General features: G+C 60.8%; 18 protein-coding genes. 7 read left to right on the top strand and 11 right to left on the bottom strand.

Annotated elements, in window-relative coordinates:
- The first annotated feature begins 41 nt into the window (after positions 1–41).
- The 4 genes from ACTJLA_RS11235 to ACTJLA_RS11220 all read left to right on the top strand — a co-directional run bounded on the left by ACTJLA_RS11235 (position 42) and on the right by ACTJLA_RS11220 (position 5675).
- A complete protein-coding gene (locus ACTJLA_RS11235; RefSeq protein ID WP_003193064.1) occupies positions 42–230 on the top strand; it encodes a hypothetical protein in 189 nt (62 codons plus the stop codon).
- 186 nt (positions 231–416) lie between these two features.
- Complete coding sequence (locus ACTJLA_RS11230; RefSeq protein WP_054920200.1) at positions 417–2342, top strand: IucA/IucC family protein; 1926 nt, start codon at positions 417–419, stop codon at positions 2340–2342.
- On the top strand, positions 2332–3552 hold the full coding sequence (locus ACTJLA_RS11225; RefSeq protein WP_054920202.1) for an MFS transporter: 1221 nt from the start codon (positions 2332–2334) through the stop codon (positions 3550–3552). Before ACTJLA_RS11230 ends, ACTJLA_RS11225 begins: the two co-directional genes overlap by 11 nt.
- Before the next feature lie 2 nt (positions 3553–3554).
- On the top strand, positions 3555–5675 hold the full coding sequence (locus tag ACTJLA_RS11220) for a TonB-dependent receptor (protein WP_054897824.1): 2121 nt from the start codon (positions 3555–3557) through the stop codon (positions 5673–5675).
- A 66-nt stretch (positions 5676–5741) separates the two neighbouring features.
- Here the strand turns inward: ACTJLA_RS11220 and ACTJLA_RS11215 are convergent, their stop codons facing one another.
- From ACTJLA_RS11215 to ACTJLA_RS11185, 7 genes are all read right to left on the bottom strand, one after another.
- Entirely contained in the window at positions 5742–6287 is a 546-nt protein-coding gene (locus tag ACTJLA_RS11215) for a DUF2058 domain-containing protein (protein ID WP_014719402.1), read from the bottom strand.
- Between the two features lie 25 nt (positions 6288–6312).
- Positions 6313–7146, bottom strand: a complete 834-nt coding sequence (gene mazG, locus ACTJLA_RS11210; protein WP_034128320.1) for a nucleoside triphosphate pyrophosphohydrolase — start codon at positions 7144–7146, stop codon at positions 6313–6315.
- Between the two features lie 153 nt (positions 7147–7299).
- Positions 7300–9543, bottom strand: coding sequence for a GTP diphosphokinase (relA, locus tag ACTJLA_RS11205; protein WP_003193076.1), 2244 nt, complete (start codon positions 9541–9543; stop codon positions 7300–7302).
- A 120-nt stretch (positions 9544–9663) separates the two neighbouring features.
- Positions 9664–11016 carry a 23S rRNA (uracil(1939)-C(5))-methyltransferase RlmD gene (gene rlmD / locus ACTJLA_RS11200; RefSeq protein WP_440841240.1) on the bottom strand — a complete coding sequence of 451 codons (1353 nt, stop codon included), beginning with the start codon at positions 11014–11016 and terminating at the stop codon, positions 9664–9666.
- On the bottom strand, positions 11016–11918 hold the full coding sequence (gene cysM / locus ACTJLA_RS11195) for a cysteine synthase CysM (protein WP_197900933.1): 903 nt from the start codon (positions 11916–11918) through the stop codon (positions 11016–11018). The genes rlmD and cysM overlap by 1 nt, the downstream gene beginning before the upstream one ends.
- A 105-nt stretch (positions 11919–12023) precedes the next feature.
- Positions 12024–12623 carry a tRNA-uridine aminocarboxypropyltransferase gene (locus ACTJLA_RS11190; RefSeq protein ID WP_314547040.1) on the bottom strand — a complete coding sequence of 200 codons (600 nt, stop codon included), beginning with the start codon at positions 12621–12623 and terminating at the stop codon, positions 12024–12026.
- Positions 12624–12630: 7 nt separating this feature from the next.
- Positions 12631–13524, bottom strand: coding sequence for a LysR family transcriptional regulator (locus ACTJLA_RS11185; protein WP_034128316.1), 894 nt, complete (start codon positions 13522–13524; stop codon positions 12631–12633).
- A 308-nt stretch (positions 13525–13832) separates the two neighbouring features.
- On the opposite strand from ACTJLA_RS11185, the gene speB reads away from it, so the two are divergent.
- Both speB and ACTJLA_RS11175 read left to right on the top strand, forming a co-directional pair.
- On the top strand, positions 13833–14783 hold the full coding sequence (speB, locus tag ACTJLA_RS11180) for an agmatinase (RefSeq protein ID WP_089041936.1): 951 nt from the start codon (positions 13833–13835) through the stop codon (positions 14781–14783).
- 162 nt (positions 14784–14945) lie between these two features.
- Positions 14946–16328 (top strand): sodium:solute symporter, encoded by a 1383-nt coding sequence (locus ACTJLA_RS11175; protein WP_054897827.1) that lies wholly within the window; start codon positions 14946–14948, stop codon positions 16326–16328.
- Between the two features lie 155 nt (positions 16329–16483).
- Here ACTJLA_RS11175 and ACTJLA_RS11170 read toward each other — a convergent pair whose 3' ends face one another.
- Complete coding sequence (locus tag ACTJLA_RS11170; RefSeq protein WP_003193089.1) at positions 16484–16606, bottom strand: PA1414 family protein; 123 nt, start codon at positions 16604–16606, stop codon at positions 16484–16486.
- Positions 16607–16748: 142 nt separating this feature from the next.
- Entirely contained in the window at positions 16749–17642 is an 894-nt protein-coding gene (gene ptrR, locus ACTJLA_RS11165) for a putrescine utilization regulator PtrR (protein WP_069557109.1), read from the bottom strand.
- A 104-nt stretch (positions 17643–17746) separates the two neighbouring features.
- Between ptrR and ACTJLA_RS11160 the strand changes: the two genes are divergently transcribed.
- Complete coding sequence (locus tag ACTJLA_RS11160; protein ID WP_200583181.1) at positions 17747–18925, top strand: MFS transporter; 1179 nt, start codon at positions 17747–17749, stop codon at positions 18923–18925.
- Here ACTJLA_RS11160 and ACTJLA_RS11155 read toward each other — a convergent pair.
- Positions 18869–19267, bottom strand: a complete 399-nt coding sequence (locus tag ACTJLA_RS11155) for a DUF2177 family protein (RefSeq protein ID WP_080757723.1) — start codon at positions 19265–19267, stop codon at positions 18869–18871. The two genes, ACTJLA_RS11160 and ACTJLA_RS11155, sit on opposite strands and share 57 nt — an antisense overlap.
- A 159-nt stretch (positions 19268–19426) precedes the next feature.
- Entirely contained in the window at positions 19427–20263 is an 837-nt protein-coding gene (locus tag ACTJLA_RS11150; RefSeq protein ID WP_054897831.1) for a CvfB family protein, read from the bottom strand.
- Positions 20264–20303: the final 40 nt, after the last annotated feature.

The raw sequence follows: 20303 nt of genomic DNA, 5'->3' as shown, positions 1-20303 counted from the left end.
CGACGACTTGCCGCAGATCAACCAGAGATTGGAGCAAGCAGATGACTGTAAAAGTAACTGAACGCGACGATGAACATATGTCCCATGAAGCAGTAGGCCACGGGATTCACATCTGGGATGTCCATCAGCAAGACGTATTGGTCGGCATGTTTCACAACGAGAGCGACGCCCACAACTATAAAAACGAGCTCGAAACTCTCGAACTGCAACGCCAGGCAAAAAGCTCCTGAAGCTCTGAAATCATGTGGACGCCCGGCCCACGCAGCCGGGCCGTTTACGAGAAACCGCGCCTTTGGGGCGCGGTTTTTTTGTCAATAATCGCCATAAATTAATGTAACAAAAACACACAAAAATAATGATTCTCGATATCATTCGTTCGCTTTTCATTCAGGCTCACGAATCAGGGAATCAATTAGATGCATGGAAATAGCAGCAAGCCAGAAAACGCGTTACTGGAACGCTGGAGCGAAGCACTTGCCACTGCGCAATTTAAGGCCAGCCACGTCAGCCTCGAAGCCCTGATCAATACGCTGGCACCTGCCGCCGAACGTAGCTTCCAACGCCTGATCCAAGCATTGTTTCGTGAAAGCCTGCTGGACCCCAGCACTCTCCTTTATGACGAACATGGCCATTGCTCGCTGACACTGGCTTGCCAGGCCCGATTGCGTTTCGAACATTTGCACCCTGGCCGCATGGCAAGCTGGGACCTGCGTGGCGAAGTCATCCTGTTGCGCGAAGGCCAGCCCGAACAGAAAATCCAGTTCCCCTCACAGTTGTTGACGTTGCTTAACGCCAGCCTCGAGTCGCCTGCCGACCGGGAAGTGCTCAACCGCCTCAACGTAGAGATCGACGACAGCTTCATCAACGACACCTTGTGCCTCGCCTTCCATGAGCAATGGACGCTCAAGCTGCATGCGTCAATGGACCCGGTGCATCAAGACAACCTGCTGAGTCATCTCAAGAACAGCCCGAGCGTTATCAACCCGACTTCCGTGCTTGAACAGTGGGGAACATTGGGTCACCCATGGCACCCCAACTACAAGACCAAGCTGGGCCTGAATACCGCACAAGTCATCAACTATTCGCCGGAGTTCGAAGCACGCTTCCCGGTGCTGCTGTGCGCGCTGCATCGCCAGTTTGCCCATGTCGAAAAGTTGGCCGGTACCGCCGACTACTGGCAGTGGTGGAGCGAGCACTTCCCGCAGGCAGCACGGCAATTGACCGCAGCCCTGCAAGCGCAGGGCCTTCAGGCAGACGATTATCTGCCGTTGCCTGCCCACCCTTGGCAGGCACGCCAGGAGTTGCCTCAACTGTTCGCCAACGAAATCGGCGACAAACTGCTGGTGCTGACCGATATCGTCGCGTTTACTGCCCACCCCACCATGTCATTCAGAACCGTGTTGCCTGAAGGCCGTCGCGATGCACCGATGGTCAAACTGCCCGTGTCACTGCGCCTGACCAGCGTACAGCGCACCGTATCGCCGCGTTCAGCGCGCATGGGCCCACGGATCAGCCATCTGCTGCTGAGCATCCTGGAACGCGAGCCTGCGATTCAAAAATGCCTGAACATCGTTCCCGAGCGGATCGGTGTGCATTTCCAGCCACAACCGGCCAATGACGAGCACTCCCGCCACCTGGCGGTGCTCTATCGCGACAATCCCCAGAGCCAGCTCCAGCCGGACGAAATGGCCGTGCCGGTGGGCAGCCTGTTTGCCATTGATCAACACGGCCAGCCGCTGCTGCGCCAATGGGTGCGCCTGAGCCAAGGCAAGGATGACGCGGCGGCCATGCTCGCCTTCTTCCATGATTACGCGGCGATCAGTGTGCCGGCGCTGCTGGGCATGTATTTACGCTACGGCATCGCTTTTGAGGCCCATCAACAGAACTCCTTCATGGTGATGGCCGCAGACGGACAATTGAGCCGTCTTCTGTTGCGCGACTTCGGCGATATCCGAATCGACCGCAAAACCTTGCACGCCCACGGCCTGGACATTGAACTGCACGACCCGAAGATGACGCTGTACGACGACGCAGGTTTCGTACGGGACAAGCTGCTGCACACCGTTTTCATGTGCCATCTGGGCGAGCTCATCCTGCTTGCCGCGCGCCACTTCGACATCCCCCAGGCGCTGCTCTGGAATGAACTGTCAGCTCAGGTCAGCCAGTGTTTTGACGACATGCGCTCGCAGGTTGATCCGCAGCGCTGGGCCACCGAGCGCGAAGCACTGCTGGAGCAAGCATGGCCGGCCAAGTCGTTCATGCGCATGCGCCTGCTGGAGAGTCATGCCGATATCGTCGGGCGGTTGCCTAACCCGTTGAGCGCGGCCGCCAATGCCGACTAACAACACAGCGCTGCGGCTGCTGGTGGTGATTCAGTTGGTGTCGATGGGGGCGATGGAAATGAGCGGCCCGTTCTGGCCGCTGCAAATCCAGAAGTTGCTGGGCACTGCAAATGCCCAGTACACCGGCCTGCTGTCTTCGCTGGTGTATGCCGGGCCGATGATGGCAGCGATGATTCTCACACCCATGTGGGGGAAGCTGGGCGACCGTACCGGCCATAAGCCCATGATCATCCGCGCATTGCTGGCACTGGCGGTGTGCCAGGCGCTGGCTGCGATAACGCCTGATCCGTGGTGGCTGGTGGTCATCCGCGTGGTGCAAGGTGCGTTGGCCGGCTTCATTGCAGCGGCCCAAGCCTACGCACTGGCCTGCTGCGGCGAGGGTGGGCGCGGGCACATTCTTGCCAGGCTGCAATCAGCCACCGCTGTAGGCTCCCTGGCCGGACCGGTATTGGGCGGCTGGCTCATGGACATATCCGGTTTCGCATTGCTGTGCTACAGCGCCACCGTCGTCTGCCTGTTGTGCGCGATAATCAGCGCGTTTTTACCCAGCGACTCACCACGATCGAGACCTGCCCGCACGTCCAAGCCTGCCGCACTCCCAAGAGGCTGGATTGGCGCGATGCTGGGGATCATCGTATTGATCCAGGCAGCCAGGATGATGCCGCAACCGTTTTACGCCTTATATGTCGCCCAGGTTTTGCACGCGCCCGCGTGGCTGATCGGCGCCAGCTATGGCGCCAGTGCCTTGACCCTGGCACTGTCCGCGCCGTTGTGGGGCCGCCTGTTCGATCGACATCAGCCAGCCCATACGCTGCGCATCATCGAGTGGGTCACCTGGGCCTGCGCGCTCACGCTGGCCTGCACGGCGCTGGCCAGTGAGTGGTTGGGGTTCATCGCCAGCAGGCTGCTGTGGGGCGTGTGGCAGGGGGCTTTGTTGCCCGTGGCCTACACACTGATCGCCACTACCGTAGCGCACAGCCAGCAGGGTTTTGCCCTGGGCATGGGCAACAGCGCCGCGAAAGCTGGTGCGCTGTGCGGCGCATTGTTGGGCGGTATCGGCATGGGGTGGGTAGGCCTGGCACACAGCTTCTGGCTGGTCGCACTGACCTATGCCTTGGCCGCCGTGAGTATCCGCGCCATCCGTTCGTTTGCGCGAGCGCCTGAGACATCCGATTTTTCTGTCAATACTTCTAATAACTCTGAGACATGATCATGAACACATCGCAATGGGCAGTACTGCTGCCACTTCTTGGGTCAATAAGTGCCCCTGCCTGGGCCGATCAGACAGAGCAGACACAGGCAGCCCCGACCAGTCTGCAACTGCAGGCGACAGTGGTATCGGCCACGCGCAGCGAAACCAGCATTGCGCAGATTCCAGGCTCAGTGCAGGTGATCAATGAAGCGCAAATCCGCCAGCAGACCGGGGCAGGACGTCGGGTTGCAGATATCCTCGGCCAACTGGTGCCTGGCATTGCCCCTTCCAGCGGCGGCATGAGCAACTTCGGCCAGACGCTTCGCGGGCGCAATACCCTGATCCTGATCGACGGGGTTTCGCAAAACGCCACGCGCGATAACTTCCGCCAGCTCAACAGCGTGGCACCGGAAAGCATCGAGCGTATCGAAGTGATCTCCGGCGCCAGCAGCGTCTACGGCGCAGGCGCATCGGGCGGCATCATCAACATCATCACCAAACGCAACCAAGGTGAAGACCTGGCGTTCAGCAGCAAGATCGGCATGACCGCCGGCAACAACCTCAGCCACAAGGGGTTCGCTTACCAGGCGTTCCAAAGCGCCACCGGGCGCAAAGGCCCGGTGGACTGGTACCTCTCGGGCAACACCGTGCAGCGCAACGATCAGTTCGACGGTAATGGCAAGCGCATTCCCCAGGACACGTCCCAGGGCAGCAACATGGACACCGATACCTACGACCTGCAAGGTCGCTTCGGCTATGAGCTTGATGACGACAAGAAGATCAGCCTGTCGCTGCAAGACTACAAGGACGAACAAGACACCCGCTACACCAAGAACCCCCGCATCACCAGCAACGCAGTCGCCGTAAAAGGCCTGGACCTGGGCGACCAACCCTACACCCACAACCAGGCGGTCAACCTCAACTACGCCGACAAGGATTTCTACGGCCAGGGCCTGCAGATCGAAAGCTACTGGCGGCGGGCCGACGCCCTGTTCTTTCCAGACCTGTCCCGAGGCCGGGCAGGCGTGTCAGATAACAACAGCGTGCAGGACGTCTACGGCCTGCGTGCAGCGGTCGATACCCAGATGCCGGACATCGGCCCGGCAACGGGCAACCTGGTATGGGGCGCGGACTACGACCATGAAACCTCACGCCAGCGTGGCGACCAATACCGGGTCAATGGCCTGACCTACACGAAAACCGGTACCACGTTCGAACTGGGTCCAGATATCGAGACCACCACCAAAGCCATCTTTGGCCAGCTCTCCTACGACATCGACAACTGGACCTTGCGCGGTGGCGTACGTCGCGAATGGATTGAAAGCAAGGTCTCCGACAGCATCGCATACGGCGAAATCGTCCAGACCGGCAACCGCGCGACACTGCCCGGCGGCACGCTCAAATACGATGACACGCTCTATAACCTCGGTGCGGTGTACCACCTGACCGACAACCAGGATGTGTTCGTCAACTTCAGCCAGGGCTTTTCCCTGCCGGATATCCAGCGCTTCCTGCGTGACGTGAACAGCAAATACGATATCCAGGACCTCAATGCCCAGGCCTTGAAGGTCGACAGTTACGAGCTGGGCTGGCGTGGCGACTGGGACAAGTGGCAGGCCAGTGTCACCGCGTACGAAAACACCTCGGATGTCACGCAGTTCTATGATGCCAATGATCGTGTGCTGCGCCTGATCAATCAGAAAGAACGCGTGCGTGGCGTCGAAACCGGCCTGACCTATAACATCACCGACCAATGGTCCGTCGGTGGTACTTACGCTTACGCCAAAGGCGAGACCCAGCAGAACGGCAAGTGGATCGACCTGCCTGCCACCCGCATCTCCCCCGCCAAGACCACAGCGTTTGTCGGCTACGAGCGTGACGACTACAGCCTGCGCTTGCAGGGGATGCGCCTGGCCAATTATGACGCTGCGGCAAAGGACAACAACGGTCGCGATATCCAGGGCTACACCCTGGTCGACCTGCTGGGCTCGGTAAGGCTACCGGTAGGCCGCCTCGAAGGTGCGGTGTACAACCTCACCAACCGCAACTACCAGAACATGTTCGCCCAGGCCAACGCCCGCGCACCGTACCCGAATGCCGAGGGTCGTACCTTCAGCCTGAGTTACGCAGTGGATTGGTAACCGGTTGGTGCTGCACGCTTAAAACACAAACCCCGCCTTTTGGCGGGGTTTGTCATTTCCAGCGGCTTACCACATCAGATCATCAGGGATCTGGTAAGCGGCGTACGGATCATCCTCGTCCGGCACCTGGCTTTCGGTGAGGATGTTGAGCTGCACGATACGCTCCGGAGCGCGCTCCTGGATTTTAAGCGCCGCTTCCCGCGGGATCACCTCGTAGCCGCCGCCGTGGTGCACGATAGCCAGGGAGCCGTTGCTCAGCTTGTTGCGCATCAGCGTGTTGACCGACAGGCGCTTGACCTTCTTGTCATCCACGAAGTTGTAGTAGTCCTCGGTGGTCAGCTTGGGCAGGCGCGAGGTCTCGATCAGTTGCTTGACCTGGGCGGTACGCGCCTTGGCTTCGGCTTTTTCCTGCTGCTGACGGTTCAGCTCCTGGTCACGCTTGACCTTCTCGGCGTGTGCCTCAGCAGCCAGGCGCGCCTGGGTATCATCGACTTCGGCCTGGCCCTTGTGGACCAGGCGCTGCTGTTTCTGTTTCTCTTTGCCGACCTGCTTGGCCTGCTTTTGGTTGACCAGACCTGCTTTGAGCAACTGGTCGCGAAGGGAAAGGCTCATGGTGCTTACTCACTTAGGCAACTGCTCAACCGCAGCTGGACACATTCTTTTCCTGACGTTTGGCTTCACCCCAGAGGGCGTCCAACTCTTCGAGGGTGCAATCTTCTATGGGTTGGTGTGTATCGCGCAATGCCTGTTCGATAAATCGGAAACGTCGTTCGAACTTGGCATTGGCACCGCGCAAGGCAGTTTCCGGGTCGACCTTGAGGTGACGGGCCAGGTTGACCGCGGCAAACAGCAGGTCGCCGACTTCATCGGCGATGGCCGCCGCATCGTTATCGGCCATGGCTTCGAGCACTTCGTCCAACTCTTCGCGCACGTTGTCCACCACCGGCAACGCGGAAGGCCAGTCGAAACCAACCTGGCTGGCGCGCTTTTGCAATTTGGCCGCACGGGACAACGAGGGTAAGGCGGTGGGCACATCATCGAGTAGGGAGAGTTGCTCGGGAACGTCGGACTTTTCTGCGCGCTCCTCAGCTTTGATCTGCTCCCAGCGCTCCTTGACCTGTTCTTCGCTCAACTGCGGGATATCCAGCGGTGCGTACAGGTCGCCGGTTGGGAACACGTGAGGATGCCGGCGAATCAACTTACGAGTGATGCTGTCGATCACGCCGGCAAATTCGAAGCGCCCTTCTTCCCGGGCCAGTTGGCTGTAATACACCACCTGGAACAGCAGATCGCCCAGCTCGCCTTGCAGATGGTCAAAGTCGCCGCGCTCGATGGCGTCGGCCACTTCATAGGCCTCCTCCAGCGTGTGCGGGACGATGGTCGCGTAGGTTTGCTTGATGTCCCACGGGCAGCCGTACTGCGGGTCGCGCAGGCGGCTCATCAGGTGCAGCAGGTCTTCGAGTGAATACATCGTATCTCTTTCCGCTGAAAATCCAATGTGGGAGCTGGCTTGCCTGCGATGCTTGCGACTCGGTGCTTCAGTTAAACCGAGGTGATGCTATCGCAGGCAAGCCAGTTCCCACAGAAAACAACTCCACATGTCAGTCGGCTGTCATCCTGCTAATCATGGGGTGCGGTTGCGCCGGGTTTCGATGATGTTCGGCAACTGGGAAATCCGCCCCAGCAACCGTCCCAGTGCGTCCAGCCCCGGAATCTCGATGGTCAGGGACATCAATGCAGTGTTGTCTTCCTTGTTCGAACGGGTGTTGACCGCCAGCACGTTGATCCGCTCGTTGAGCAGCACTTGCGAGACGTCACGCAGCAAGCCGGAACGGTCGTAGGCACGGATGATGATGTCGACAGGGTAAGTGAGCACCGGCACCGGACCCCAGCTGACCTGGATGATCCGCTCCGGTTCGCGCCCGCCCAGTTGCAGCACCGAGGCGCAATCCTGGCGGTGAATGCTCACGCCACGGCCCTGGGTGATGTAGCCGACAATGGCGTCGCCCGGCAACGGCTGGCAGCAGCCGGCCATTTGCGTCATCAGGTTGCCCACGCCCTGGATCTGGATATCGCCACGCTTGCCCGGCTTGTAGCCAGTGGCTTTGCGCGGGATCAGCTCCAGCTGTTCGTTGCCGCGCTCCGGCTCGACCAGTTGCTGGGCCAGGTTGACCAGTTGCGCCAGGCGCAGGTCGCCCGCGCCGAGGGCGGCGAACATGTCTTCGGCGATCTTCATGTTGGCCTTTTCGGCCAGCTTGTCGAAGTCCACCTGAGGCAGGCCCAGGCGCGCCAGTTCGCGTTCAAGCAAGGTCTTGCCGGCGGCGACGTTCTGGTCACGCGCCTGTAGCTTGAACCAGTGGACGATCTTCGCCCGCGCCCGCGAAGTGGTGATGTAACCCAGGTTCGGGTTCAGCCAGTCGCGGCTCGGCGTACCGTGCTTGCTGGTGATGATCTCGACCTGTTCACCGGTTTGCAGGCTGTAGTTGAGCGGCACGATGCGCCCGTTGATCTTGGCGCCGCGGCAGTTATGCCCGATTTCGGTGTGCACGCGGTAGGCGAAGTCCAGCGGCGTGGCGCCCTTGGGCAAGTCGATGGCGTGGCCGTCAGGCGTGAAGATATAGACCCGGTCCGGCTCGATATCCACCCGCAGTTGTTCGGCCAGGCCGCCGATGTCGCCGAGTTCTTCGTGCCATTCCAGCACTTGGCGCAGCCAGGAGATCTTCTCTTCGTACTGGTTGGACCCGGCCTTGACGTCGGTGCCCTTGTAGCGCCAGTGCGCGCACACCCCCAGCTCGGCCTCTTCGTGCATGGCGTGGGTGCGGATCTGCACTTCCAGCACCTTGCCTTCAGGGCCGATCACGGCGGTGTGCAGCGAGCGGTAGCCGTTTTCCTTGGGGTTGGCGATATAGTCGTCAAATTCCTTGGGAATGTGCCGCCACAGGGTGTGGACGATACCCAGCGCGGTGTAGCAGTCGCGCATTTCCGGCACCAGCACGCGCACCGCACGCACGTCGTAGATCTGGCTGAAGGCCAGGCCCTTGCGCTGCATTTTGCGCCAGATGGAATAGATGTGCTTGGCGCGGCCGCTGATGTCCGCGTCCACGCCGGTGGCCTGCAGCTCCGAACGCAACTGGCCCATCACGTCGCTGATAAAGCGCTCGCGGTCCAGGCGCCGCTCATGCAGCAGCGTGGCGATCTGTTTGTACTGGTCAGGTTCCAGGTAGCGGAAGGACAAATCCTCCAGCTCCCACTTGATATGGCCGATGCCCAGGCGATGGGCCAGTGGCGCGTAGATGTCGAAGACTTCGCGGGCCACACGGTTGCGCTTTTCATCATCGGCGGTCTTCACCGCACGGATCGCGCAGGTACGCTCGGCCAGCTTGATCAGGGCGACGCGCACATCGTCGACCATCGCTACCAGCATTTTGCGCAGGTTCTCTACCTGGCCCTGGGTGCCCAACACCATCGACTGCCGCGGGCTGAGGCTGGCGCTAATGGCCGCCATGCGCAGCACGCCGTCGATCAGCTTGGCCACCACCGCGCCGAAACGCTGGCTGACCAGCGGCAACGCAATGTGCCCTTCGCGTACGCCGCGATAGAGCACGGCGGCGATCAGCGAATCCTGGTCCAGCTTGAGATCGGCGAGGATCTCGGCGATTTCCAGGCCAGTGCGAAAACTTGAAGTGCCTTCGGCCCACAGGTTCTTGGCCGCATTGTCTTGCTGTTCAGACTCACGAGCGAACTCGCAGGCTGCTTTCAAGGCTTCACGGTCCAGTGCCGGGTCGACACTGACGGCATGATCCAGCCATGCCTCGAGATTGATACTGCCGTCGGTGTTGATCGGCTGGTGTGCTCTCACCTGTACCATCTTGCTTACCTTCCCTACGACGCACCTTCGATGCGCCAAAATCATCGCCGACTTTACTGCGAGCTCCGTGGCAGTGTTCAGGCCCTGGAGAACGCAGGCCAGTCGGATTAAACGGGCATCCTAGCCCGCTTCAAATAACGCCATGGCCTCGACATGCGCGGTCTGCGGAAACATGTCGAGGATCCCGGCACGCTTTAGCCGGTAGCCTTGCTTGACCAACTCAACCGTGTCCCGCGCCAGCGTGGCTGGGTTGCAGGACACATACACCAGGCGCTTGGCCCCCAAGGCTGCAAGTTTGCGCACAACCTCCAGGGCACCATCGCGGGGTGGGTCCAAGAGTACCGCAGAAAAGCCCTGTTTGGCCCATTCTGCGTCGGTCAAAGGCTGGGACAAATCGGCCTGAAAAAACTGTGCGTTATGCAAATGGTTGCTGACGGCATTGAGCGCCGCACGGTCCACCATGGCCTGTACGCCCTCCACCGCCACCACTTCGCGTACGTGGCGAGCCAGTGGCAGGGCGAAGTTGCCCAGGCCGCAAAACAGGTCCAGTACCCGTTCGTCGGCTTGTGGCGCCAGCCATTGCAGCGCTTGGGCGACCATCGCCTGGTTGACCCCGGCGTTGACCTGCACAAAGTCGCCCGGCCGGTACGCCAGTTCCAGATCCCACGCCTCCAAACGGAAGCCCAAGGCCTGACCCGGCTCGACGGGCTCCGGCTGCCCTCCCCCGTGCAGCCATAATTGGGCGTCATGGAAGGTGCAGAATTCCTTGAGGATCTGCAGGTCAGCCTCGGACAACGGCGCCATATGCCGCAGCAACACGGCGATGGACGAACCGCTGAACAACTCGACATGCCCCAACGCCTGCGGTTTGCTCAAGCGACGCAGCATCGTTGGCAAACGCTGCATGATCGGTTGCAAGGCCTGTACCAGCACCGGGCAATCATCGATAGCGACGATGTCCTGGCTGGCCACGGCGCGAAAACCCACTTCGAGTTGCTTCGCCTTGGCGTCCCAACGCACGGCTACGCGGGCGCGGCGCCGATAACCGAACTCCGGCCCGCTCAACGGCGCGGCCCACTCTTGCGGTTCGACGCCGGCCACCCGGGACAATTGCTCGGCAAGCATGCGCTGTTTCAGGGCAAGTTGTTCTTCATGGGGCAGGTGCTGCACGCTGCAACCGCCGCAGCGGCCAACATGGGCGCAGGGTGCCAGGCGACGCAACTCGCTGGCCTGGAACACCCGCTCGGTGCGCGCCTCGACCACTTTGCCATGGGCGCCCAACACCCGTGCCTCCACCTCTTCGCCGGCCAACGCACCGTTCACAAACCAGGTGCGGCCTTCAAAGAACACGATGCCCCGGCCATCATTGGCCAGACGCTCGATGGTCAGGCGCTGTTTCTTGCCCACGGGTATCTGTGGGGCCCGGCTGCCGCCCGTCGGTTGGAAGCGCAGGCCTCTCTCGTGCTTGGCCATCAGTTGGGTTCGTCGAAAATGCCGGTCGACAGGTAACGGTCGCCTCGGTCACAGATGATCGCGACGATCACCGCGTTTTCCACTTCTTTGGACAAGCGCAACATACCGGCCACGGCGCCACCGGAGGACACGCCGCAGAAGATGCCCTCTTCACGGGCCAGGCGGCGCGTGGTGTCTTCGGCTTCGCGCTGGGCCATGTCGATGATGCGGTCTACCCGCGTCGCGTTGTAGATCTTCGGCAAATACTCTTCGGGCCAACGACGAATACCCGGGATGGCCGCGCCTTCCATCGGTTGCAGGCCGACAATCTGGATCGCCGGGTTCTGCTCCTTGAGGTAGCGCGAGTTGCCCATGATGGTACCGGTGGTGCCCATGGAGCTGACGAAGTGAGTGATGGTGCCCTGGGTCTGGCGCCAGATCTCCGGGCCGGTGCTGGTGTAGTGCGCCTCGGGGTTGTCGCCATTGGCGAACTGATCGAGCACCACGCCACGGCCTTCGGCGGCCATGCGCTCGGCAAGATCGCGGGCGCCCTCCATGCCTTCTTCCTGAGTCACCAGGATCAGCTGGGCGCCATAGGCGGTCATCGCCGCCTTGCGCTCGGCGCTGCCGTTGTCGGGCATGATCAGCACCATCCTGTAACCCTTGATCGCTGCGGCCATGGCCAGGGCGATCCCGGTGTTACCGGAGGTGGCTTCGATCAGGGTGTCGCCGGGTTTGATCTGCCCACGCAACTCGGCGCGGGCGATCATCGACAGTGCCGGGCGGTCTTTGACGGAGCCGGCCGGGTTGTTGCCCTCAAGTTTGAGCAACAGGGTATTGCTGGTTTCACCCGCCATGCGTTGCAAGCGGACCAGGGGCGTGTTGCCGACACAATCGGCGATTGTTGGGTACTGCAAGGTCATGGCGTATTCGCAATCCAGACTGCGGGGCGCACATCATACCGGGAAAGGCCGGCGGGCCATATCACGCAAAGTGTGGTGCTTATGGCTTAAAGGCATAAGCCGGGGTTATGTCGGGTCGCCATGGTTGCGCTGGAATACTTCATCGCCCATCGCAGCAATCTGCCCTTCGATCAGCGCTTCAAAAGGTTTGAGCAGTGGCTCAAACGACGTCGGCGCTTCCAATACCTGCAACGCTTGCGTGATCGCTTCGACCGTCGACAAAGCACCAGGCCCCGGCGCCTTGCGCAAGCGATAGCGGGAAACGCCGCCTTCAGCCAATGTCGCCCGGGGCAATGCCGCCAGCAAAGGGTTGAGGTGCAGCAGTTTGCGCGCCTTGCGCCAGGTGCCATCGGGAACCACCAACAGCAGTGGCTGATCGTCAGGTGCGTAGGCGTGCAGCGGCTCGGCATCATCCGCCGGAAACAACAGGCGTGGCCGATAGCCAGGCGGGTTCAATAGCGTCGCCAGGTCATCAAACACCTCCCCCACCACCAACTGCGCGTTGTTCAGGCCCAACGCCGCCAACCGTGCAGTATTGAGCGCATGGCCGACCTCGCTCGGGTGCTGCAACACCAACACGCGGGTGCGGCTGTCAAGGTGGGGGATCAGCGCACAAAGGCAGTGCGTGGTCGGGCGCAGGCAGCGCGGGCAATGGGGTCGGGACATGGTGTTTTCAGGCCTGGTTGAGCTGGGTCTTGAGCAAATCGCGGAAGGTCTGGATCAGTGGCTCGCGGCTGCGGCCACGGCGCATGATCAGCGAAAACGGCGCCTGGTAGCCGAAGGTGGCCGGCAGCAAAACGCGCAGGTCGCCCTTGTCAGCCCAGGCCTGGGCGTAGTGTTCGGGCAGGTAGCCAATATAAGCGCCCGACAGCACCAGAATCAGTTGCGCCTCCATACTTTCCACCGTGGCAGCGCTGTGCTTGAAGCCGTGGCGCGCCAGCTCGGCCTGGCTCCAGTAACCTCGCCCGACCATGCGTTGCTGGGTGATCACTTGTTCCGGGATGCGCCGCTCGTTGAACAATGGGTGCCGGGTGCTGCAATACAACCAGTGCTGTTCGCGGTACAGCGGCATGTAGACCAGCCCGCTCATGCGGTTGGAAAACGCACCGATGGCCAGGTCAAGGCGGTTGTCCTGCACCCCCAGTTGCAATTCGTAGGGGCTCATCACCGACAGGTGCAAATGCACTGCCGGGTGCTCCAAGCTGTAGGCGCCAATCACTTCGGCGAACGGCAAGGCCTTGTCGCTGACGGTGGAGTCGAGCACTCCGAGCTTGAGGGTGCCGCGCAATTCGCCTTTCAACGCGGCGGCGTACTGCTCGAAACCTTCGAGTTCGCCCAACAGGCGCAGGGTTTCCTGATGAAACAGCTCGCCCTTGCTGGTCAGGCTGAAGCCGCCACGGCCACGATGGCACAGCACCAGGCCCAAGGCTGACTCGAGTTGGCTCATGTAGGTGCTGATGGCCGACGTCGACAGGTTGAGTTCGTGCTGGGCGTTGGCAAACCCTTGGTGGCGCACGACGCTGACGAAGATGCGCAGGAGTTTCAGGTCGGGCAAGGCGTTGGCCATGGGGGCTCCAATGAAGCGTGACGCAGAGCATCACAGGATGCATCCCCACGCAGAGCGTGGGAACGATCAACTGTAGGAGCGAGCTTGCTCGCGAAAAACCTGAGNTGAGGACGCCGCGTACATTCTAGGGCTGCGCATCATCGTTGACGTTTTTCGCGAGCAAGCTCGCTCCTACAGAGATCAGGGAGTTTAACCCAGGCTTTAGTTTAGAAAAATCTGAACTAAGTATTTGCCTCTGCCGATTCTTCATACGCCAGGCTTTTCGCAGAATCGGCCATCAATAAACAAAACAACGATGAGGCAATCCCGTGGACAAGATTTTCCACCAACCACTGGGCGGCAACGAAATGCCGCGCTTCGCCGGCATCGCCACCATGATGCGTCTTCCCCACCTGCAAACCGCCGAGGGCCTGGATGCCGCCTTCGTCGGCGTGCCCCTGGATATCGGCACCTCGCTGCGCGCCGGTACACGCTTTGGCCCTAGGGAAATCCGCGCCGAGTCGGTGATGATCCGTCCCTACAACATGGCCACCGGCGCCGCACCGTTCGACTCACTGTCGGTGGCCGATATCGGCGACGTGGCGATCAATACCTTTAACCTGCTCGACGCGGTGCGGATCATCGAAGAGGCCTACGACGAGATCCTCGAGCACGACGCCATCCCCCTGACCCTGGGTGGCGACCACACCATCACCCTGCCGATCCTGCGGGCGATCCACAAAAAACATGGCAAGGTCGGGCTGGTGCACATCGATGCCCACGCCGACGTCAACGACCATATGTTCGGCGAGAAAATTGCCCACGGCACCACCTTCCGCCGCGCCGTGGAAGAAGGCTTGCTCGATTGCGACCGCGTGGTGCAGATCGGCCTGCGCGCCCAGGGCTATACCGCCGAAGACTTCAACTGGAGCCGCAAGCAAGGCTTCCGCGTGGTCCAGGCCGAAGAATGCTGGCATCACTCCCTCGCGCCGCTGATGGCCGAAGTGCGAGAAAAAGTCGGCGGCGGCCCGGTGTACCTGAGCTTCGACATCGACGGCATCGACCCCGCCTGGGCACCCGGCACCGGCACCCCGGAAATCGGCGGGCTGACCACCATCCAGGCCATCGAAATCATCCGTGGCTGCCAGGGCCTCGATCTGATTGGTTGCGACCTGGTAGAAGTTTCGCCGCCTTACGACACCACCGGCAATACCTCGTTGCTGGGCGCCAACTTGCTGTACGAGATGCTCTGCGTACTGCCTGGCGTCGCGCATCGCTGATGAGGCGAACGCGCTGAGAACAAAAAAAACCGCGTCTTCACACTCACAACCAAGGGGGTCGCACAGATCCCCGACAACGATGTACCTGACTTTCGCTCGCGTGTTTACCGAGCCAGCTGCCGCCTGATCGCCCATAAAAAATATAATCGGAGAACCGCCGTCATGGCTTTGGATTTATTCGTCGTACTCATCTACGCCGCCGGCATGCTGGTGCTCGGCTACTACGGCATGCGTCGCGCCAAGACCCACGAAGACTACCTGGTCGCCGGCCGCAACCTCGGCCCATCGCTGTACATGGGCACCATGGCCGCCACGGTGCTGGGCGGTGCCTCCACCGTCGGCACCGTGCGCCTGGGATATGTGCATGGTATTTCGGGTTTCTGGCTGTGCGCCGCGCTCGGCGCGGGCATCATTGCCCTGAACCTGTTCCTGGCCAAGCCCCTGTTGAAGCTGAAAATCTTCACCGTCACCCAGGTCCTGGAAAAACGCTACAACCCCATGGCCCGCCAGGCCAGCGCGGTGATCATGCTGGCCTATGCGCTGATGATCGGCGTGACCTCGATCCTGGCCATCGGCACCGTGCTGCAAGTGCTGTTCGACCTGCCGTTCTGGATGTCGGTACTGGTGGGCGGTGGCGTGGTGGTGGTGTATTCGACCATCGGTGGCATGTGGTCGCTGACCCTCACCGATATCGTGCAATTCGTGATCAAGACCGTCGGCCTGATGTTCATCCTGCTGCCGATCTGCCTGTACCGCGTCGGTGGCTGGGATGAACTGGTGGCCAAACTGCCGGCGTCGAGCTTCAGCTTCACCGCTATCGGCTGGGACACGATCATCACCTACTTCATGATCTACTTCTTCGGCATCCTGATCGGCCAGGATATCTGGCAACGGGTCTTCACCGCCCGTGACGAAAAGGTCGCCCAGTACGCAGGCACTTTCGCCGGCTTCTATTGCATCCTGTACGGCCTGGCCTGTGCGCTGATCGGCATGGCTGCCCATGTGCTGATCCCGGACCTGGACAACGTCAACAATGCCTTCGCCGCGATCGTCAAAGCTTCGCTGCCGGACGGCATTCGCGGCCTGGTCATCGCCGCCGCGCTGGCCGCCATGATGTCCACCGCCAGCGCCGGCCTGCTCGCCGCCTCCACCGTATTGACCGAGGACCTGCTGCCCCGCCTGCGCGGCGGCAAGGCGTCGAGCCTGCGCATCAACCGCCTGTTCACCCTGTTGACCGGCATTGCCGTGCTGGGTATCGCATTGGTGGTGAACGATGTGATCAGCGCCCTGACCCTGGCCTATAACCTGTTGGTGGGCGGTATGTTGGTGCCCTTGATCGGCGCGATCTTCTGGAAGCGCGCGACCACCTCGGGCGCAATCACGTCCATGAGCCTGGGCTTTGTGACCGCGCTGGTATTTATGTTCAAGGATGGGTTGGATGCAAATACGCCGATCTACTACAGCCTGGCGGTGGCGCTGGTGAGCTTTGTACTGGTGAGCCTGCTGTCGCGTCGGCCGGCCAAGGTGGCGGCTGCGGTGGTTTGAGCTATAACAGGGACGGGGATATTTTCTTCAGCGGGCGCGACGTCGGAGGTCGCGCCCGTTTTTTTCGCCTGGTGCAAAACAACTGTGGGAGCGGGCTTGCTCGCGAAAGNCCTATTCGCGAGCAAGCCCGCTCCCACATTTTTTAAACCGCGTGATTAGCGGCGACGTGGCCGACGTTGCTCGTCATCCGTGCGAATCGGCACCGGTTGCAGCGGAGGCTCGATCAAGCCCAATGCAACGCCGAGGTCGTGGAGCCAGTTTTGGATTTTCTCTTTCATGATTGCCCCCTTTGAGGGTAGTGCTGGCCGGCGTGAGTACTGTCGCCGTTTCCTACAGTGATAGTAGCCCTAAGTCCTAGGTAATGCTTGAAGGAAACCACAACGAACTATTACTGAATTGATCCGAATCCTGACGGATCGTTCAAGCAATGGCACGTGTGTCTTGCACGCATCGCGGGTTGCCGTCTTGCTGCAGGTCGATCCATGCATTGAGGTTAGCGCCGAGCATGCCCTTTCGCCACATCAGCCAGGTGGTCGCAGTGGCAAAAGGCCCAGTCAGCGGATGAACGGACACGCTGTCCTTGCCGGGCAGGCTTGCGAGCATGGACTCAGACATCAACGCCACGCCGGAACCTGCGATCACGCAGGCGAGCATGCCTTGGTAGGACTCGATCTCGATCGCCCGCCCCATCGCCACACGCTCATGGGAAAACCAGGTTTCCAGGCGCGTGCGGTAGGCGCAACTGCGCCGGAACGTGAACACTGCACGGCCCGCCACATCCTGGGGGCCACGCACCGGCGGATGATCGGCCTCGCAAATCAGCACCAGGCGCTCTTCGCACAGCGGTACGCCATCCAGGGTGGCGATGGTCAGCGGGCCGTCGACGAAGGCTGCGTCCAGGCGCCCGGTAATCAGCCCTTCCAGCAACTCCCCGCTGGGCGCCGACTGCACCTGCAGATTCACCATGGGGTAAGTCTTGTGATAGCGCGCCAGCAGCTTCGGCAAATGAACCGCGGCGGTGCTGTACATGCTGCCCAATACGAAATCACCAGCCGGTTGCCCGCCTTGTACGGCGCCGTGGGCTTCATCGTGCAGCGCCAGCAGGCGGGTGCTGTAGTCCAGTAGTACCTTGCCTGCCGGAGAAAGCTGCAAACGCTGGCGCTCGCGCACGAACAGATCGACACCCAGTTGCTCTTCCATTTGTTTAAGCCGGGTCGACAGATTTGAGGGAACGCGGTGCAGGCGCTCAGCGGCGCGGGTGATGGAGCCCTCTTCCGCCACGGCCTGGAAAATGCGCAATTGACTGAACTCCATTACTTTCTCCAAAACTGAACAAGTTACTCACTATTATTCAATTTTACAGAAAGTCAATCCGTCTTAGCCTGCAAGGCATTCGCTTCTTTGCAGGAAACCTGACCATGTCCCCGCTGATTCGTTTACTCGCCAGCTTCGTCGCCCTGATGATGGCCATGGGCATTGGCCGCTTCGCCCTGACTCCGCAAATGCCGCATTTGCTCAGTGAAGGCCAGATCGACCTGACCGGCGCCGGCCTGATCGCAGCCGCCAATTACCTGGGCTATTTTGTCGGCGCGGTGGACTCGATCTTTGCCCGCAGCCATCAGCATGTGCGCGGGCGCCTCTACGGCGGGCTGTGGTTGTGCGTATTGCTGACCCTGGCGTCCTACTGGGCTAACGGGTTCTGGCCGCATTTGTTGCTGCGTTTCGGCACCGGGGTCGCCAGTGCCTGGGCCCTGGTGATGATTACCAGCCTGAGCCAGCCACTGGCGATTGCCGCCGGCCGCCCGCGCCTGGGTGCGCTGGTGTTTGCTGGGCCGGGGTTGGGGATTGTGCTGACGGGGCTGCTGGCGCTGGTGTCGAACCTATCAGGGCAAAGCTCTGCCGCGCTGTGGTTGATCTACGGGACTGTGGCGCTGGTGATGTTGCTGGCGATCCTGCCGTTTCTACCCAAGCCGACCCTCACCGTGACACAGCCCACCAGCGCGGGGAGCAACGGCAGCATCGCGCACTTGTGCTGTATCTATTTCTTGTACGGCCTGGGCTACATCATCCCGGCGACTTTTCTGTCGCAGATGGCCAGCGCTCAATTCAACGGGGCCTGGCAGGCCGATCTGTTCTGGCCCTGCTTTGGCCTGGCGGCCGCGCTGGGAGTGGGGGTGGCCAGCCTGCGCCGCAAGCACCCGAACACCACCCGTCGCTGGCTGATGGCGACTTTATGGCTGCAAGCGGCCGGGGTATTTGCCTGCCTGCTGGGCAATGGCTGGGGCTTGGCGCTGGGCGTGTTGCTGTGCGGTGCGCCATTTTTGGCCTGCATGCAGTTGGTGATGGCGCGATTAAGGGAGGTCGCACCCCATGGCTACCAACGCAGCACGGGGCTGCTGACCGCCAGCTTCGCCGTCGGCCAATTGAGCGGGCCACTATTGGCGTCGGTCAGCAGCCACCTCAGTGGCGGCCTGCAACCGGCGTTGGTCGCTGCCGGTACCGGGTTGTTATTAGCAGGTTCAGTACTGATCAACCGCCCTCTACCGCCACAGCCGATTTGCACACAAATGGCCAACAGTGCAGCAAATGGCGGTTAGGCACGTGCCCCACGCCATGTCCATCAGCGCCAACCCAGCGGACCAGCCTTGAAGCGTGGCCCAGTTGCTCAGGTCATAGGTGCCGTAGGCCACCAGGCCAAGCAAGGCGCCCAAACGCGCAGCGCGCTGCCAACTGGCGCTGGGCAAGATAACCAGCACCACGCAACCGAGGACGTACAGGAGATAGAACAATACGGCAGGCAACAGGCGTGGCTGATCAAGCATCAGCGCGCCAAGCAGGGATTTGTAGGTGGGCCCCATGAGCACACCGAGCCAAAGGCCGTCGAGGACCAGGAAGGCGAGCAAGGTACCGAGGTAGGCATACAACGACTTTCTTGACATGAGCAAGCCCTACTGTGAAGGCAAGCTTGTTGTGGCGAGCAAGCTTGCTTGCGTTGGGGTGCGAAGCGCCCCCAAAAAAGCTTGCGACTGCTACGCAGTCGAGCGGGAGCAAGCTCCCTCGCCACAACAAGCTCGCTCCTACAGGAGAGCGAAGCGTACTCAGCTTAGTTCAATGCGATCCGCATGAATCACGATCTGGCCCTGCTTGTAGAGCGCACCAATGGCCTTCTTGAAGTTGCCCTTGCTCACGCCGAACAAGTTACTGATCACCGCCGGGTCGCTTTTGTCGCTGACCGGCAGGCTGCCATTGTTGTCGCGCAACTTGGCGAGGATCTTCGAGTTCAGGCTGGAGGCCGCTTCCTGGCCCACCGGCTGCAGGCTCAGGCTGATGTTGCCATCGGCGCGGATCTCTTTGATAAAGCCCTTCTCTTCCTTGCCCGGGCGCAGGAACTTGAACACTTCGTTCTTGTGGATCAAGCCCCAGTGCTTGTTGTTGATGATCGCCTTGAAGCCCATGTCAGTGGCTTCGGCCACCAGCAGGTCGACTTCCTGGCCCACCTGATAGTTCGCCGGCGTCTTGTCCAGGTAACGGTCAAGGCGAGCGGTGGCGGTGATGCGCTTGGTGTGCTTGTCGAGGTAGACGTGCACCACGCAATATTCACCCGCGGTCATCTGGCGTTTTTCTTCCGAATAAGGCAGCAGCAGATCCTTGGGCAAACCCCAATCAAGGAACACGCCAATGCTGTTGACTTCCACAACTTTCAAACTGGCGAATTCACCGACTTGAACTTTGGGCTTTTCGGTGGTGGCGATAAGTTTGTCATCGCTGTCCAGATAAATGAAAACGTTGAGCCAGTCTTCATCTTCACTGGGAATATCTTTAGGGATATACCGATTAGGCAAGAGGATTTCGCCATCTTGCGCACCATCGAGGTACAAACCAAAGTTAGTGTGCTTGACCACTTGCAAGCTGTTGTAGCGCCCGACTAAAGCCATTTCCAATACCCTCATTGCGTGGGCGGCATTCTACCCGAGT

It is taken from the genome of Pseudomonas sp. 22072, assembly GCF_052046095.1.
In the GTDB taxonomy this organism is placed as follows: Bacteria; Pseudomonadota; Gammaproteobacteria; order Pseudomonadales; family Pseudomonadaceae; genus Aquipseudomonas; species Aquipseudomonas paracarnis.
This window is presented reverse-complemented; position numbering and strand designations above follow the sequence as displayed.